Here is a 17,286-nt window from a genome sequence, read left to right as displayed (position 1 = left end):
GGCCGAGCAGCGTACCCAGCGGGACCCCGAGCACGTTGGCCGCGGTCAGCCCGCCGAACATCAGCGCGATGGCGCCCGCCCGCCGGTTCGGCGCGACCATGTCGGCGGCGACCACCGAGCCGACGCCGAAGAACGCGCCGTGGCACAGCGCCGCCACGACCCGGCCCGCCATCAGCACCGGGTAGACCGGCGCGATCGCGGAGATCAGGTTGCCCGCGACGAACAGCACCATCAGCGCCAGCAGCACCTTCTTGCGGTCGAACCGGGCGATGGCCGCGGTGAGCGCGATGGCGCCGACCGCCACGCTCAGCGCGTAACCCGAGACCAGATATCCGGCGACCGGCTCGGTGACGCCGAAGTCCGCCGCGACCTCGGGCAGCAGACCGATGATCCCGAACTCGGTGAGCCCGATGCCGAAGCCCCCGAGTGCCAGGGCGAGAAGCCCGACAGGCATGTCAAATCCTCCATTGCAGTGCGTCCGCCTTTATGCGGCGTCTGCAATTATTGCCAGCGCTGCCTGACTCTCACCAGTGGCCGGTGAGCCACTATGCGAAAGAATCAGGCCACCCTCAGGACTTCGTCGCGCCGGCCGTGAGGCCGGTGATGAGGTGGCGCTGGACGAGGAGGAAGACGGCGCCGGCCGGGATGGCGATGAGCACGGCCGAGGCGGTCATCAGCCCCCAGTCGGACCAGTGCTGGCCGACGAACTGCTGCAACCCGACCCCCAGGGTGCGCTTGTCCTCCTGGGACATGAACACGGTGGCGTAGCCGACCTCGCCCCAGGCGGTCATGAAGCAGTAGAACGCGGTCACCGCGATCCCCGGCCGCGCCAGCGGCAGCACCACCCGCCAGAACGTGCCGAACGGGGTCAGCCCGTCCACCATCGCCGCCTGGTCGATCTCCACCGGCACGGTGTCGAAGTAGCTCTTCATCATCCAGGCGCAGAACGGCACGGAGATCGTCATGTACGCGATCACCAGCCCGGGGATCTGGTTGAGCAGCCCGAGCCCGGCCATCAGGTTGTAGAGCGGCACGATGAGGATGGCGACCGGGAACATCTGGGTGATCAGCAGCAGCCACATGACCGAGCGGTGCCCGGGGAAGCGGAACCGGCTGACGGCGTACCCGGTGGTCGCCGCCAGGAACACCCCGGCCAGCATGGTCAGACCGGCGGTGAGCACGCTGTTGAGCAGCCACCGCGGGAACTCGGTCGCGGTCAGCACGCGGACGTAGTTGTCGAGCGAGGAGTGGTCGAAGAGCCGCAGCTCCGCCGACAGCCAGCTGTCGCGCGGCTTGAGCGAGGTCAGCACCAGCCACACGACCGGGAACAGCGAGACGGCCACGGCGAGCAGCAGGCCCGCGTGCAGGCCGGTCGAGGCCAGCGGGCCGCGCTCGCCGCGCCCTCGACCGCGCCCTCGACCGTGCCCGCGCGTCGTCGTGCTCACCAGGGATCTCCTTGACTACGCAACGTGCGGCGGTAGCCGACCGCCAGCACCACCAGCATGAGGAGGATGATCACGCCCCAGGCGGCCGAGCCCGCGTAGTCGCGCACGCCGGTGAAGGCCTCGCGGAAGGCGTAGGTGACAAGGATCTCGGTCTCGCTGCCGGGGCCGCCCCGCGTCACCAGGAAGATGATCGGGAACATGTTGAACGTCCAGATCGTGCCGAGCAGGACCACCGTGGACGACACCTGGCGCAGCCTCGGGAGCGTGATCGCCCGGAACCGCTGCCACGCGTTCGCCCCGTCCACCTCGGCCGCCTCGTACAGCTCGGCCGGGATCGACTGCAGGCCGCCGAGCATGGCGACCATCATGAACGGCACCCCGATCCACACGTTCACCACGATCACCGCGATCTTGGCCGTGGTCGGGTCGTCCAGCCAGCCCACCGCGGGCAGCCCGGCCGCCTTCAGCATGCCGTTGATCACGCCGTAGTCGCTGTTGTACAGGTAGCGCCAGACGAAGGCGGCCACGAAGGCGGGCACCGCCCAGGGCAGGATCAGCAGCACGCGGTAGACGGAGCGGAAGCGCAGCCGGCGGTTGAGCATCACGGCCAGGCCGAGGCCGATGCCGTAGTGCAGGCCCACGCAGACCACCGTCCACACGACGGTCCAGGCGAGCTTGTCCCAGAACAGGCCGGAGGTCAGGATCCGCAGGTAGTTGTCCAGGCCGACGAACTCATAGGTGGCCGGGATGACGTTCACCCCGATGGTCCGGCCGATGTTCGCCTCGGTGGCGTCCGTCAGCGACAGGTACACCCCGCGCGCCAGCGGCCAGCCGATCAGCACCGCCATCACGACCACCACCGGCGCGATCATCGCCCACGCGTACCAGTGGGCCGACAGCGCGCGCCGTAACCGCCCTGGCCTGTCGTGGCGGCCGCGAGCCCCCTCGCCCGCGGCCGCCACCCGTCCGGTCGAGACCGCCACCGGTCAGCTCCAGTCCTTCATGATCCCGCGGTACTGCTCGTCGACCTTCTTGAGCAGGTCCGCGGGCGCGGACTTGCCGCCGACGAGCGCCTGGTAGCCCTCCAGCAGCGGCTGGAACAGCTGCCCGCCCTCGGGGATCCAGGGTCGGGGCACGGCGGTGTCCATGATCGGCTTGAAGACCACGACGTCGGAGTTGCCCTGCACGTCGGGGTTGGCATAGGCGGAGGTACGGGTCGGCAGCAGGCTGATCTCCTTGGCGATCTTCGCCTGGGCCTCCACCGTGGTCATGAAGCGGACGAACTCGTAGGCGGCCGGGATGTTCTTCGAGCCCGCGTAGATCGCCAGGTTCCACCCGCCCGTCGGCGCCCCGGCCTTGACCGAGCCGGCCGGGACCGGCGCGATGCCCAGGTTCGTCTTGTCCTTGAACTCCTTGCCCTGGTAGATCTCCGACAACGACCACGGCCCGTTGTAGATCATCGCCGCCTTGCCCTCCTTGAGGGCGGTCATCGCGTTGGCGTAGCTCTCCGTGGTGGCGGGCTTGGGCGCGGCGCCCGAGCTGATCAGGTCGGCCACGGTCTGGATCGCCCGCACGTTCGCCGGCGAGTTCACCACGATCTTCTTGTTGGCCACGTCGAGGAGGTCGCCGCCCTCGCCGTAGATGAACGGCAGCAGGAAGTAGGAGTCGACGTTGAGCGCCAGCCCCTCGGCGCCGGTCTTGGCCTTGACGTCGAGCGCGGTCTGCTTCAGCTCGGCGATCGTCTTCGGCGCCTCCTCGTGCCCCGCCTCCTTCAGCAGCCGCTTGTTGTAGAGCAGCGCGAGGGTGTCGGTGACCTGCGGCACGGCGTAGGTCTTGCCGTTGTACTTGGTGCTGCTCAGCGGCCCCGGCAGGAAGTCGGCCTCGTTGTCGACCGCCCGCGTGCCGTCCAGCGGCTGCAGGTAGCCCAGCGACGCGAACTGCGAGGTCCAGGCCACCTCCGAGCGGATCACGTCCGGCGCCCCCGCCCCCGCCTGCGCGGCGGTCTGGAACTGCCCCTGGGCCTGGTCGGAGGGCACGTTCACGTACTTGACCTTGACCTGCGGATATTTCGCCTCGAATGCCTTGATCAACGCCTGGAACGTCGGCCCCTCGCTGTCCGGCCGCGTCGTGTCCCACCACGTGATCTCGCCGCTGACCTTCGACGGATCGGAGACGGTCGCGGTCGGGGGTGCCGGGGTCCCACCGCCGCAGGCGGAGACCGCCAAGGCGAGTGCCGCAACGACCGCTGCGGCGGGTAAGAGTCGTCGCATGTCCTTCTCCTCATCTTTCCGAGGGGGAACACGCCGGACGTTACGCCGAGGTGACGCTCCTTGAAAGATGGGTACGTAAGGTTTTGCAAGTTGTTACCTTGATCCACGGATCTGGCGGATCGGCCGCCGGACCGCGTGTTCCCCGACGTTTTCGCAGGTGATCTCCTATGGTGGAGCCCTGCCCGCCGCGCGTCCGCCGGCCCTCCGGTCAGGGAGCGGTCCCAGCGGTTTCAGAAATTTCCAGAAAGGGTTGCAAAGCGTCGTGATCCGCGAGGGCGAGGCGAGGGCCCACTGGATCGACCGCGACACGGTGGCGTGGCAGGTCGACCCGTCGTTCGATCACAGCCTGGCGTGCGGCGCCGAGCGGGTCATCCGGCTGTCGCCCGGGACGCTGAGCGACGATCAGCGGAGCACGTGGCCGCACCTGGCGTCGTACACCGCGCTGAAGGTGGACCCGCGCGACGCCGGCCTCGTCCGCGAGGCGCTGCGCGAGCGGGTCCTGGCCGTGGCGCGGGACGGCTCGGGCGAGCTCGCGGCGGCGACGGGCGTGCAGCTCCCCGGCGTGCTCGACGACCTCTACGCCGGGGCCGCCACCGCGCCGCTCGGCCCCAGGGGACGGGCGGTCCCGAGGCTGTCGCTGTGGGCGCCGACCGCCCGCAAGGTCGAGCTGGCCCTGTACGGCCCCACCCACGGGCGCGGCCAGAGCGTGCACCCGATGCGGCGCGACGACGAGACCGGCGTCTGGTCGATCCGCGGGCTGCCGGCCTGGTGGGGCCGCGAGTACACGTTCCTGGTCACGCACCACTCGGGCACGAACGAGGTCACGGACCCGTACGGCCTGGCCGTGACCCCGGACGGCGGGCGCAGCAGGCTCGTCGACCTCGACGGCCCCGCGCTCAAGCCGCCCGGCTGGGACCGGCTCGCCAAGCCCCCGGCCGTCCCCCAGCACCGGGCGACGATCTACGAGCTGCACGTGCGCGACTTCTCGGCCTCCGACGCCACCGTCCCGGCCGGGCTGCGCGGCACGTACGCGGCCTTCGGCCTCGACTCCGCCGGGATGCGGGAGCTGCGGGCGCTGGCGGAGGACGGGCTGACGCACGTGCACCTGCTGCCGGTGTTCGACTTCGCCACGGTGCCCGAGCGCAGGGCCGACAGGACCGAGCCCGACTGTGACTTCGCCGCGTTGCCGCCCGACTCGCGGCGGCAGCAGGAGTGCGTGGCGCGCACGGCCGCGACCGACTCCTTCAACTGGGGGTACGACCCGCTGCACTACACCGTGCCCGAGGGCTCGTACGCGACGGATCCCGACGAGCGGATCAAGGAGTTCCGCGCCATGGTCGCCGCGCTCAACGGGGCCGGGCTGCGCGTGGTGATGGACGTGGTCTACAACCACACCCACTCCACCGGCGTGCTCGACCCGATCGTGCCCGGCTACTACCACCGCCTGCTGGCGGACGGCGCGGTCGCCGACTCCACGTGCTGCCCCAACACCGCGCCCGAGCACACGATGATGGGCCGGCTGGTGGTCGACTCGGTCGTCACCTGGGCCCGCCAGTACAAGATCGACGGCTTCCGCTTCGACCTCATGGGCCACCACCCGAAGGCCAACCTCCTCGCCGTCCGCCGCGCCCTCGACGAGCTGACCGTGGACGGGGACGGTGTGGACGGCAGGTCGATCATCCTTTACGGCGAGGGCTGGAACTTCGGCGAGGTGGCCGACGGGGCCAGGTTCGAGCAGGCCACGCAGGCCAACCTGGCCGGGACCGGCATCGGCACGTTCACCGACCGGCTGCGTGACGCGGTGCGCGGCGGCACCCCGTTCGAGGCCGACCCGCGCGTGCAGGGGTTCGGCTCGGGCCTGGCGGGCGCGCCGAACGGCGCCCCGGTCAACGGCACGGCCGAGCAGCAGCGGGCCCGGCTGGCCGGCTACACCGACCTGATCAAGCTCGGGCTGGCCGGGAACCTGCGCGACTACGTGCTGCCCTCCGGGAAGAAGGGCTCGGAGATCGACTACAACGGCGCACCCGCCGGGTACGCGGCCGAGCCGGGCGAGACGGTGTCGTACGTGGACGCGCACGACAACGAGACGCTGTTCGACGCGCTGGTGTACAAGCTGCCGCAGCCGACGCCGATGGCCGACCGGGTGCGCATGCAGGTGCTGTCGCTGGCCACCGTGCTGCTGGCGCAGGGCACGGCGTTCGTGCACGCGGGCAGCGAGCGGCTGCGCTCGAAGTCCCTCGACCGCAACTCCTTCGACTCCGGCGACTGGTTCAACCGGCTGCTGTGGGACTGCTCGCTGGGCAACGGGTTCGGCGGCGGGCTGCCGCCCAGGGCCGACAACGAGCCCAGATGGCCCTACGCCGGGCCGCTGCTGGCGGACCCGGCCCTGCTCCCCGGATGTGCGGCGATCGGCGAGTGCCGGGCCCGGTTCGGGGAGCTGCTGCGGATCCGGGCCTCGTCGCCGGCGTTCGCGCTGGGATCCGAGGTGTGCGAGCGGCTGACGTTCGCCGACGCGGCGGACGGCGTGATCGCGATGCACGTGGACACGTCCGGGCTGGACCCGCGCTGGTCCTCGGTCACCGTGGTCTTCAACGCCACCCCGGCCACGCAGGCCCAGCCGATGGAGCAATTGGCGGGGCGGTCCAAGGGATCGGTGACGCTGCACCCCGTGCAGGCCGCCTCCGGGGATCCCGTCGTCCGGGAGTCCACCTTCGACCCGGACACCGGCACGCTCACGGTCCCGGCCCGCACGGTGGCGGTGTTTGTCGCCAAAACCCACCCGGGATAGCCAAAACCCACCCGGGATAGAGGTGGGACGGCTCGGGTAGGGGGAACATTCAGGACGAAGAACATACATCACTGGCGTTGGCGATCGCGACAGCGCAAACTGGATGGACGGCGATCGCGTGGAGCAGTGGAGCACCCGTGGACAATCACCTTGATCACATGCCGGTCCTGTCCCGCGGCAGACATCGCAATCCGAAACGCGGTGCCTGCTTCATGGAACTGGCCTCCTACCTGGCCGGAGAGCGGTGGAGCGACCACCCGGCCTGCACCCACCCGTTGCTGGCCGCACTCGCCCGCCTGGTCAACGACAACACCAGCGACGAAAGCCGCGCCCAGCTCGTCCACCTCGTCCCGACCATCATCGGCCTGACCAGTGACGACCTGAGGCTGGACGCCCGCATCGCGCTGCGCTGCGCCACGACGGCCCTGCCGGTGGCGGCGGCCGAGCGCCAGCTCGCGCTGGCGGTGTCGGTGCTGGCGGCCGAGGAGATGCTCGCCAGGCTCGAAGGAGCCCCGTCGGGTCAGCTCAGCGAGCGGAGCCGCCGGGCGATGGAGGAGGTGCCGCACGCGGCCGAGCAGGCCAGGCGCTTCAGCCGCGCGGCCCGGATCACGGAGAAGGGCTTCCGCCGGTACGCGGCGCCGAACGCGGTGCAGCTGTCGGTGGTGGGCATCGTCCAGGCCTGCATCGCCGACCCGGACGCGCTGCTGCGCCGCCTGCTGGAAGAGGCGATCGACGACTGCGTGACCCTCATCCGCACCCCGGAGCGCACCACGCCGGCCCCGGCCCACGCCTGACGGTTCACGGCGGCGCCCGGGTGCCGGGCGCCGCCCGTGATCGGGCTTCTTCGCAGCTCAGGGAAGCCTCTCCTTCGTTGCGGATCTTGGTGACTTGTGCCTACATTTCCAGATGAAATATTGGGAATGGAGGCACTTTCGTGACTATTGAGCTGACTCATCCTTATTCGCCGGAGAAGCACCACAGCCACCGTGACGTCACCGGTGGGTGGTTGCGGCCCGCCGTCTTCGGGGCGATGGACGGGCTGGTGTCCAACCTCGCGCTGATCGCCGGAGTCGTGGGCGCGGCCGGCGCCGGGCGCGGCGCGGTGGTGGCCGGGGTCGCGGGGCTGATCGCGGGTGCCTGCTCCATGGCGGCCGGCGAGTACACCTCGGTGAAGTCCCAGACCGAGCTGATGCGGGCGGAGATCGCCGTCGAGCGGCGGGAGCTGGCCCGCAATCCCGAGGGCGAGCAGGCGGAGCTGGCGGCGATGTACCGGGCGAAGGGGCTCGACGCGGACCTCGCGCGCAGGGTGGCCGAGGGGCTGTCGGCCGATCCCGAGCAGGCCCTGCGGGTGCACGTTCGGGAGGAGCTGGGCGTGGACGTCGACGACCTGCCCTCGCCGTACGTGGCCGCCGCGTCCTCGTTCGGAGCGTTCGCGGCCGGGGCGCTGGTGCCGCTGGTGCCGTTCCTGTTCGGGGCGTCCGGGCTGGCGGTCGCCATGATCGTGAGCGTGCTGGCGCTGTTCGGGTTCGGGGCGGCGGTGGCGCGCATGACCGCGCGGCCGTGGTGGCTGGGCGGGCTGCGCCAGCTCGCGCTGGGCGCGGGGGCCGCCGCCGTGACGTTCGGGCTCGGACATCTTCTGGGCGTCACCGTCTCGTGAGCCCCACCCGGAACGTGTGACATTCTCGTGACTGTACGTGACGGCCCCCTGGGCGGATCATGTCGGCATGGACGGATTCCTCGACGAGACCCGCTCGGGAGTGACCGAGCTGCGCGTCCACGGCGTCTCCGGCACACCCCCCGAGGGCATGCTGAACCACCCCCACCCCTGGATCGTCGCGGGCGACGGCACCACCGGGTTCTACCGGCGCTGGTGGACCGACGGGCCGCCGGACGGCGAGCACGCGGACGTGCCGGACTCCCGCCATCGCGAGGCGTACGCGTGGGGCGGCCTCACCTCCGGCGGTAAGACGATCGCCCTGTGGCTGCTCCTGCTGCCGTTCGCGCTGGCGAACCTGTCGTACTTCATGCTCCCCAGACCCGCGCGCGGCACGGGCCTGCGGCACGTGACCGAGGCGGCGCAGCGGCTGTTCGCCCTGCTGCTGACCGGCACCCTCGTCGGGGCCGTCACGCGGGCCGGCGTGGACCTCGTCGGCTGGCAGTGCACCGCGGCCGGGCGGGCCTGCACCTACGACACCGCGCCCGTGTGGGTGCACTGGCTCGGCGCGCTGTGGGGCAACGAGCCGTCCCGGCGGCTGGCGGTCACCGCGCTCGTCCCGCTGCTGGTCGTGGCGCTGCTGTGGTGGATCGCCCGGCGCACCTGGCAGCGGGACGAGCGCACGGCCGTGCCGCCCGACGGCGCCGGCGGCACCGAGCTGCCGCTGGCCCGGCCGCGCCTGTGGCACGGCGACGAGCCGGTGTGGCGGCTGCGGGTCGTGCACGTCTGCTTCGCGATCGCCTCGATCGGGGTCGCCGTGGCCGCGCCGTTCGCGGGCACGCCGCTGGGGCTGGCCCTGACCGTCGCGAACGCGGCCGTGGAACTGGCCGCCGTGGTGCTGGTCGTGCTGCCGGGGATCGCCCGGCGGCTGGACCCCGGCTCTGACGAGCGGATCCCCGGCTGGCTCACGTTCGCGTGCCGGGCGCTGCGCGTGCTCGCGCCGCTGGTGTGCCTGGCCACCCTCGGGGCGGCGCTGGCCGGGATGGCGCCGGGCGCGCCCGGGCGGCAGCTGCCCGGCGTGGGGGTGGGGACGTTCCAGTTCGCGCTCACGGTCGGGATCGGGGCGTTCATCCTGGTCGCCACCTGCGTGCTGGCCTGGATGGACCGCGCTTCCGGCGAGCCCCGGGCGATGGGCGGGATCGCCGCGTGGTTCGTGCTGATGGTGGCCGCGGGCAGCGCGAACGTGCTGGGGCTCGGCCTGCTGTTCTGGACCGCCACGTTCTTCGGCGTCCCGGGCACCTCCGCCTCCCCGGAGCCGGTCGGCAAGAAGCTCTTCCTCGACGACCCGGTGTGGTGGACGGCCGCGCTGGTGCCGCTGCTGGCCGTCGGTTTCGCCGGCCTGGCCGTCACCCTGTACGCGATCCGCGGGTCCGACGCCGGCCGGCTGACCCCCGAGCTGACACCCCTCTACGGCGAGCGCGACGGCGGCGCGGTGGCCGAGAAGTGGGCGCTCGCCGCCCTGACCGACCGCGCCGGGCTCGTGCTGGCCGTGCTGACCGGCATCGGCGTCGCCGGGTTCGCCGCGGTGACCGTGATCTACCAGTTCCACCTGTTCACCCCGGACGGCGGGATCGTGGGGCTGCTCGCCACCCTCGGCAGCTGGGCCATGGCGGCGGTCATCGTGGGCCTGGTCTTCCTCGGCCGCCGCACGTACAGCGACTCCGGGCTGCGCCGGACGATCGGGATCCTCTGGGACATCTCCACCTTCTGGCCCCGCGCCATCCACCCGCTGGCCCCGCCGTGCTACACCGAACGCGTCATCCCCGAGCTGATCGACCGCGTGGGCCGGCTGGCCAAGCAGGAGCGGGACGAGGTGGTCCTGTCCGGGCACAGCCAGGGGAGCGTCATCACCGCCGCCCTGGTGCTGCAGCTCGGCCCCGAGGCGCGGGCCCGGGTCAGGATGCTCACGCACGGCTCGCCGCTGCGCCGCCTGTACGCCGCCTTCTTCCCCGCCTACTTCGGCACCGCCGGGCTGTCGGCCGTACGCGACGCCGTCCCCTGGTACAACCTCTACCGGCTGAGCGACCCCATCGGCGGGCCCGTCTTCGGCCGCGTCGACCCCCTGGCCCCCGGCGCCCCGAACGGCGTGGACGTCTTCTGCTGGGACCCGCACCGGCCCGCCCCCGGCGAGCCCCTGCCGGAGGCCCGCTGGCACTCGGACTACTGGCTCGACCCGGAGTACGACGAGACGCTGAGCCGATTGATCGTCGCGAAGCCCTTCGCCTGAGCCCCCGGCCCGGTAGGGTTTCGGGCGTTTCCAACAAGAGCGGGGGTCGGTCGGTGAGGTGGGTGCTGTTGCTCCTGGTGTCGTCCGCCCTGTGGTGGGCCGCCCCGCCCGCCCAGGCGGCGTCGTCCCAGGCGGCGCAGGAGGACGCCGGAGGGCGGGTGGCGTTCATCGGGGTGCCGGGGCTGATGTGGGACGATCTCGACCCGGCGGACACGCCCCGCCTGTGGCGGCTGGCCGGGCAGAGCGGGATCGGGTCCCTGTCGGTCAAGGCCGTGGGCACCGTGACCTGCGCGTACGACGGGTGGCTGACCGTGGCGTCGGGCGTGCGGTCGGCGGTCGGGCGCCGATGCGGGATGTCGCCCGAGCCGGTCGTGCAGGGGTCCGGGGCCGTGGTCTCCGAGGTCCCCGGGCTGCTGCAGCTGCGCGACGGGACCTTCGCGGGCACGCTCGGGACCGCCGTGCACGCCGCCGGGCAGTGCACGGCCGCCGTCGGGCCAGGTGCGGCGCTGGCCCTCGCCGACCGGACGGGCAAGGTCGACCTGTACGCCGCCGAGCCCGCCGGGCTGGCCGACTGGTCGCGCTGCCGGATGCTGGCCGTGGACGTCGACGTGCTGGTGAAGCCGTACATCGTGGACGGCAAGCTGCCGCTGGAGCCCGAGCTGCTCGCGCCGGAGCGGCGGCGCGCCCTGGTCCGCGAGGCCGACGCCAAGGTCGGCGCGGCGCTCGACAAGCTGCCCCCGGACACCGAGATCGTGCTGGCCGGGATCGGCGACCACGGCTCGGTGCCGCACCTGCGCGTGGCGATGTGGAAGCGCGCGGGCATGGTGGCCGCGCCGGGCGGTGAGGTCGCCGGGCCGTCGGTGGGGGCCAACTCCACCCGGCGCGCGGACATCGTCGTGCTGCCCGACATCACGCCCACGCTCCTCACCGCGGCGGGCATCGCCCCGCCCTCCACCGTGATCGGGCTGCCGTGGCAGCTCGGCGAGCGCACCACGATCGACGACCTGCGCAGGGCCGACCTCAAGGGCACCGCCGTACGCGGCACGACCGGCGTCTTCTTCACCGCCTTCGCCATCGTCCAGGTCGCCTTCTACGCCCTCGCCTACTTCCTGCTGTCCAGGCGCAGGCGGCTGGGCGCGGTCGGCGTGGCCGCCATCGTGCTGGCCGCCATCCCCGTCTCCACGTACGCGGTCAACCTGGTGCCGTGGGAGCGCAGCCCGTACCCCGTGCCGACGCTGATCGGCGGGGTGCTGGCGAGCACGGCGATCATCGCGGCCGTCGCGCTGGGCGGCCCGTGGCGGCGCCACCCGCTGGGCCCGCCCGCGGCCGTGGCGGCCACCACCGCCGCCGTGCTCGTGGGCGACCTGCTGACCGGGACGACGCTGCAGTTCAACAGCCTGATGGGCTACACCGCCGTGGTCGGCGGCCGTTACTACGGGCTGGCGAACATCCCGTTCGCGCTGCTGGCCACGGCCGTGCTGATGGTCACCGCCGTGGCCGCCGAGCACTTCGTCCGCGTCGGCCGCAAGCGGCTGGCCGTGGCCGGGGTGACGGGGCTCGGCGTGGTGGCGATGCTGCTGGCCGGCTGGCCCGGCGTGGGCAGCGACTTCGGCGGCGTGATCGCGTTCGTGCCGGGCATCGCGGTGACCGCGCTGCTCGTCGCGGGCAAGCGGGTGTCGGTGCTGAAGCTGGCCGCGTTCTGCGCGCTGGGCGGGGTGGCGGTGTCGATCATCGCGGTGCTCGACCACCTGCGCCCGCCCGCCTCGCAGACCCACCTGGGGCGGTTCGTGGGGCAGGTGATCGACGGAACGTTCCTGCCCATGATCGGGCGCAAGCTGGGCGCCATGCTGAACACCATGCTCTCCCCGAACCTCATGCCGATCGTGCTGGCCGGCCTGGCGTTCCTGATCTTCGCGGTGCTGCGGCCCGGGCAGATCAGCGCCGGCATCGTGCCGAAGGCGTTCGCGCGGGCGCCGATGCTGCGGGCCGGGCTCGTCGGGGCGCTGGTCAGCGGCGTGGTCGGCATGCTGGTCAACGACTCGGGCACGGCCGTGCTGTCCATGGCGGTCGCGCTGGCCGTGCCGCTGGTGCTGCACGCGGGTGTGCGCTCGGCGGAGGAGCCGGACTCACCAGCCGAGGTGGAGCTCCTCGGGGGCCCGGTGGATGAACGTGGCCGCCATGACGACGTCCTCGCCGGCGAGACGTAGACCGGGCAGCTCGCGTACGAGCAGCTCGAGGGTGACCTTGAGCTGCTCGCGGGCCAGCAGCGCGCCCGGGCAGCCGTGCACGCCGTGCCCGAACGACAGGTGCCGCACCGGCTCCCGCGCGATGTCGAACTCGTCCGGCCGCTCGAACACCGCCTCGTCCCGCCCGGCCGAGCCGAACGACACGAACACCGTCTCGCCCTCGCCGAGCGCGGTCCCCGCGAGCTCCAGCGGCCTGGTGACGGTGCGGCGGAAGCCCTGCACCGGCGCCTCGTACCGGGCCGCCTCCTCGATCGCCGCGCCCGCCAGCTCCGGCCGCTCGCACAGCAGCTCCCACTGGCCGCGCTCGCGCAGCAGGCGGTGCACGACGGTGCCGAGCAGGGCGGTCGTGGTCAGGTGGCCGGCCAGCATGACGTTCTGGGTGTTGGCCACGATCTCGTCGTGCTGCTCGGGCGTCGGCTCGCCGGGGCCCGGGGCCAGGCCGCGCGACAGCTCGCCGGTCAGGCTCTCGGCGGTCCTCGACCTGGTCGCGTGCGCCGCGAAGAGGTGCCGCAGCGCGGCCACCTCGCGGGCCGCGGCGACCTGGTCGTCCTCCGACATCGGGGTGAACAGCAGGTCCTCGGCCCGGTTGCCGGCCCGGATCGCGGCGGGCACGTCGGCCGGGTCGAGGCCGAGCAGGTGGCCGATCACGGCGGCCGGGAGCGGCCTGGCGTACCCGGACATCCACTCCACGTGCCCCGCCTTGGCGAACGACGCGACCAAGTCGCCCGCCGTCGCCCGGACGAACGGCAGCGCCGCCGCCACCTTGGCCGGGGACAGGCCGCGGGTGAGCGGCCGGCGGTAGCGCGCGTGCGCCTCGCCGTCCGTGCTCAGCACCACCGGGGCGCCGCCGGGCGCGCCCGCCAGCTCCGCGAACGCCCGCGGGCCCGGGATCACGTCGGGCCGCAGCGCGCCCTTGGAGGAGAAGTCGTCCGGGCGCCCCAGCACCTCGCGCACGTCGGCGTGCCGGGCCACCAGCCAGGCGTCCAGCTCCTCGACGAAGGTCAGCCCCGGCGCGGCGCGGGCCCGGGCGTAGACGGGATACGGGTCGCGGTAGAGCGCCTCTCGATCCACGCGTACCATCCTGCAAGCCTTGAGGGAGGGCCGACAAGATCTGAAATTTTCTTTTAGTTCACTCTTAAGTCTTGAAAGTTATATCCACGAGCGATTGAGTTCGGTCGTGCAGTCCCTCAGAATCCTCACAGCGTCGGTGCTGGCGTTAGGCCCCCTCGCCCTGGCCACGGCCCCGGCGCAGGCCGATCCCGCGCCCCCCGTAGAGGACGCGCTCAAGGCGTCGTCCTACCCGCCGCCGTCCACGCTGCTCGCCCAGGATGCCGGGCAGCGGCTTGAGACGGCCAAGAGGACCCGGCCGGTGGCGCCGGGCATCTCGCTCACCTCGTTCGACACCTACGACGCGCTCGGCTGGCTGCGCGCGGACGCGGTCACCGCCGACCTCGGCGGCGCGAAGGCCGACTACCTGTACTCCGGCGAGGTGTCCAAGACCGAGCCGCTGTCCGGGCCCGCCAGGCGCGCGCACGCCGTCGCGGCCGTCAACGGCGACTTCTTCGACATCAACAACTCCGGCGCCGCCCAGGGCATCGGCGTGCAGGACGGCTCGCTGGTGCAGTCGCCCGTCACGGGCCACGAGAACGCGGTCGCGATCACCGGCGACGGCCTCGGCCGCGTGCTCAAGATGTACTTCGAGGGCACCGCCACCCCGGCCGGCGGCTCGCCCATCGCGCTCACCCAGTTCAACCAGATCGTGAAGAGCGGCGGTGTCGGGCTGTTCACGCCGCTGTGGGGCTCGTTCAACCGGGCCCGCGCCGTCGAGGGCGCCACGTCCGTCGCCGAGGTCGTCCTGGTGGACGGGGTGGTCTCCGAGGTACGCACGTCCGCCGGCACCGGCCCCATCCCCGCCGGGACCACGATCCTGCTGGGCCGCGACGCCGGGGCCACCGCCCTGTCCGCGCTGAAGGCCGGCGACCGCGTGGACGTCAAGTACCAGCCGAAGTCGTCGGACGGCAGCCAGGTCAAGGCGGCCGTGGGCGGCAACTGGGTGCTGGTCAAGGACGGGGTCGTGCAGAACTCCACCGACCCCGCCGCGCACCCCCGCACCGCCGTCGGGTTCTCGGCCGACGGCAGGAAGATGTACCTGCTGACCGTGGACGGCCGCCAGGTCGACAGCCGCGGCGTCACGCTCAACGAGCTCGCCGCCATGATGGTCGACCTCGGCGCCGCCAACGCCCTCAACCTCGACGGCGGCGGCTCCTCCACCATGCTCGCCCGCGAGCCCGGCGCCGCCGACGTCCAGGTGGAGAACAGCCCCTCCGACGGCGGCGAGCGCCACGTGCCCAACGGCCTCGCGCTCTACGCGCCCGAGGGCAGCGGCAAGCTCAAGGGCTTCTGGCTGGAGACCGCGAGCGACCCCGCCAAGGCGCCCGGCGTCGGCCCGGTCGCGGGTGGCCGCCCCGACCGCGTCTTCCCCGGCCTCACCCGGCGGCTGACCGCCGCCGGATACGACGAGACGTACGGCCCGGCCGCCGGCACGCCGTCGTGGCGGGCCAACCCGGCCGTGCACGGCGTCGTCCGCGACGGGAAGTTCCACGCGCTGGTGCCCGGCCAGACCACCGTCACCGCCTCCCGCGGCGGAGCCAAGGGCACCATCGACCTGACCGTCCTGCAGCCGCTCCAGCGGCTCGGCGCCACCGCCGACCGGCTCGGTCTCGCGGGGGCGGACGGAGTGGCCACGTTCGGCGTGGTCGGCTACGACCGCAACGGCAACTCCGCGCCCGTCGAGCCCTCCGACCTCACGCTCGACTACGACAAGAGCCTGTTCGAGGTCACCGCGGCCGAGCACGGCTACTTCACCGTCAAGGCCAAGAAGGCCGTCGGGTCCGGCCTGATCACCGCCAAGGTCGGCAAGATCGGTACGGCGGTGCCGGTGACCGTCGGGTTCGAGGAGAAGCCGGTCGCCGACTTCGAGGACGCGGCGAAGTGGACGTTCGCCGCCGCCCGCGCCACCGGCTCGCTGTCGGCCGCGCCCGGCCAGAGCGGGGGCGGGCTCAAGCTCTCGTACGACTTCACCACCTCGACCGCGACCCGGGCCGCGTACGCCAGCCCGCCGCAGCAGATCGTGGTGGACGGCCAGCCGCAGGCTTTCGGACTCTGGATCAACTCCACCGGCAAGGGCGAGTGGCCGAGCCTGGAGTTCTACGACGCGCTCGGCCAGTCGCAGATCCTGCGCGGGCCGTACATGACGTGGACCGGATGGAAGTACGTCGAGTTCGCCGTGCCTCCGGGCGTGAACTACCCGCTCAAGCTGCGGCGCTTCTACGTGGCCGAGACCAAGGCGGACGCGAAGTACACCAACGAGATCCTCATCGACGGCCTGGTGGCCAAGGTGCCGCCGTCGATCTCCGCGCCCGCCGCGCCGAAGGTCGCCGACCCGGTGGTCAAGGCCGACGTGGGCCGGATGCCGTGGCGGTTCGCGGTCATGTCGGACGCGCAGTTCGTGGCCCGGGACCCGGACAGCGACATCGTCAAGAACGCGCGCCGCACGCTGCGGGAGATCAAGGCGGCCAAGCCGGACTTCCTGCTGATCAACGGTGACCTGGTGGACGAGGCGTCGCCGGAGGACTTCGCGCTGGCGAAGAAGATCCTCGACGAGGAGCTCGGCGGAACCCTGGAATATCACTACATTCCCGGTAACCACGAGGTCATGGGCGGCAAGATCGACAACTTCAAGGCCGTCTTCGGCGACACGTACAGCACCTTCGACCACAAGGGCACGCGTTTCGTCACCCTGGACACCTCGCGACTGAACCTGCGCGGCGGCGGCTACGACCAGGTGGCCATGCTCCGGTCCGAGCTGGACAAGGCCGCCGGCGACGCGTCGGTGGGGTCGGTCGCGGTGCTGTTCCACGTGCCGCCGCGCGACCCGACGCCCGGCAAGGGCAGCCAGCTCGGCGACCGCAAGGAGGCGGCGCTGGTGGAGGGCTGGCTGGCGGACTTCCAGCGCACCACCGGCAAGGGGGCCGCGTACATCGGGGCGCACGTGGGGACGTTCCACGCCTCGCACGTGGACGCGGTGCCGTACTTCATCAACGGCAACTCCGGCAAGAACCCGGCCACCGCGGCCGACGACGGCGGGTTCACCGGGTGGTCGCTGTGGGGTGTCGACCCGGTGTCGCCGGCCGAGGCCGAGCACGTGCGGCGGAACTGGTTCGCCGACGCGCCCGACTGGATCGGCACGCAGGTCCGGCCGCACCTGGACGACCTCGTGATCACCGCCCCCGCGACCGTCGAGATCGGCGCGCCCGGCACGGTGACGGCGGCCGTCAAGCAGGGGAGCCGTACGGTCCCCGCGGCCTACCCGGTCTCGGCGGCGTGGTCCGGCTCGCCCAACCTGTACGTCGGCGGCCGTGACGGCGTCAAGCCGTGGCACGTGGCCTACTTCGACCCCGCGACGGGGACGCTGACGGCACTGCGGCGGGGGCAGGTGACGGTCGCCGTCACGGTGCCAGATCTCCAGGACGGGGACGACCAGGAAGGCCAGGAAGAGCAGCAGCCGCATCGTTTCCTCGATTCCGCACCAGCGCG

At 72.3% G+C, this 17,286-nt stretch carries 11 protein-coding genes; 6 read left to right on the top strand and 5 right to left on the bottom strand.

Translation table 11 applies throughout. The annotated features are described in order from the left end of the window. The 4 genes from ACWEPL_RS61705 to ACWEPL_RS61690 form a co-directional block, all read right to left on the bottom strand. Window positions 1–454 (bottom strand): MFS transporter (locus tag ACWEPL_RS61705; protein WP_452442245.1); only part of this gene is annotated, 454 nt, incomplete at its 3' end. A gap of 115 nt (window positions 455–569) precedes the next feature. Next, on the bottom strand, window positions 570–1,445 hold the full coding sequence (locus tag ACWEPL_RS61700) for a sugar ABC transporter permease (protein WP_452442244.1): 876 nt from the start codon (window positions 1,443–1,445) through the stop codon (window positions 570–572). Next, window positions 1,442–2,428, bottom strand: coding sequence for a carbohydrate ABC transporter permease (locus tag ACWEPL_RS61695; RefSeq protein ID WP_452442243.1), 987 nt, complete (start codon window positions 2,426–2,428; stop codon window positions 1,442–1,444). Before ACWEPL_RS61695 ends, ACWEPL_RS61700 begins: the two co-directional genes overlap by 4 nt. 3 nt (window positions 2,429–2,431) lie before the next feature. Next, window positions 2,432–3,715 carry an extracellular solute-binding protein gene (locus ACWEPL_RS61690; protein ID WP_363974289.1) on the bottom strand — a complete coding sequence of 428 codons (1,284 nt, stop codon included), beginning with the start codon at window positions 3,713–3,715 and terminating at the stop codon, window positions 2,432–2,434. Window positions 3,716–3,977: 262 nt separating this feature from the next. Here ACWEPL_RS61690 and pulA point away from each other — a divergent pair, with 262 nt between their 5' ends. From pulA to ACWEPL_RS61665, 5 genes are all read left to right on the top strand, one after another. Further along, a complete protein-coding gene (gene pulA / locus ACWEPL_RS61685) occupies window positions 3,978–6,503 on the top strand; it encodes a pullulanase-type alpha-1,6-glucosidase (protein WP_452442242.1) in 2,526 nt (841 codons plus the stop codon). Between the two features lie 212 nt (window positions 6,504–6,715). Continuing rightward, window positions 6,716–7,297, top strand: coding sequence for a hypothetical protein (locus ACWEPL_RS61680; RefSeq protein ID WP_350727893.1), 582 nt, complete (start codon window positions 6,716–6,718; stop codon window positions 7,295–7,297). Between the two features lie 140 nt (window positions 7,298–7,437). Beyond that, window positions 7,438–8,160: a VIT1/CCC1 transporter family protein gene (locus tag ACWEPL_RS61675; RefSeq protein WP_452442241.1), complete on the top strand. Its 723-nt coding sequence runs from the start codon at window positions 7,438–7,440 to the stop codon at window positions 8,158–8,160. Between the two features lie 67 nt (window positions 8,161–8,227). Beyond that, window positions 8,228–10,444 (top strand): hypothetical protein, encoded by a 2,217-nt coding sequence (locus ACWEPL_RS61670; RefSeq protein ID WP_452442240.1) that lies wholly within the window; start codon window positions 8,228–8,230, stop codon window positions 10,442–10,444. Window positions 10,445–10,506: 62 nt separating this feature from the next. Beyond that, entirely contained in the window at window positions 10,507–12,651 is a 2,145-nt protein-coding gene (locus tag ACWEPL_RS61665) for a hypothetical protein (protein WP_363974276.1), read from the top strand. Here the strand turns inward: ACWEPL_RS61665 and ACWEPL_RS61660 are convergent. Beyond that, a complete protein-coding gene (locus tag ACWEPL_RS61660; RefSeq protein ID WP_452442239.1) occupies window positions 12,571–13,761 on the bottom strand; it encodes a cytochrome P450 in 1,191 nt (396 codons plus the stop codon). The genes ACWEPL_RS61665 and ACWEPL_RS61660 overlap by 81 nt on opposite strands. Window positions 13,762–13,867: 106 nt before the next feature. On the opposite strand from ACWEPL_RS61660, the gene ACWEPL_RS61655 reads away from it, so the two are divergent. Continuing rightward, on the top strand, window positions 13,868–17,286 hold a 3,419-nt coding region (locus tag ACWEPL_RS61655; protein ID WP_452442238.1), incomplete at its 3' end, for a phosphodiester glycosidase family protein.

The organism is Nonomuraea sp. NPDC004186 (genome assembly GCF_053603495.1).
The sequence above is the reverse complement of the archived record's forward strand: the minus strand, read 5'-3'. Positions and strand labels throughout refer to the sequence as shown.

Coding starts and splice junctions, on each gene's coding strand:
- ACWEPL_RS61690 (WP_363974289.1), bottom strand. CDS start 3,715: ATGCGACGACTCTTACCCGCCGCAGCGGTCGTTGCGGCACTCGCCTTG.
- ACWEPL_RS61670 (WP_452442240.1), top strand. CDS start 8,228: ATGGACGGATTCCTCGACGAGACCCGCTCGGGAGTGACCGAGCTGCGC.
- ACWEPL_RS61680 (WP_350727893.1), top strand. CDS start 6,716: ATGGAACTGGCCTCCTACCTGGCCGGAGAGCGGTGGAGCGACCACCCG.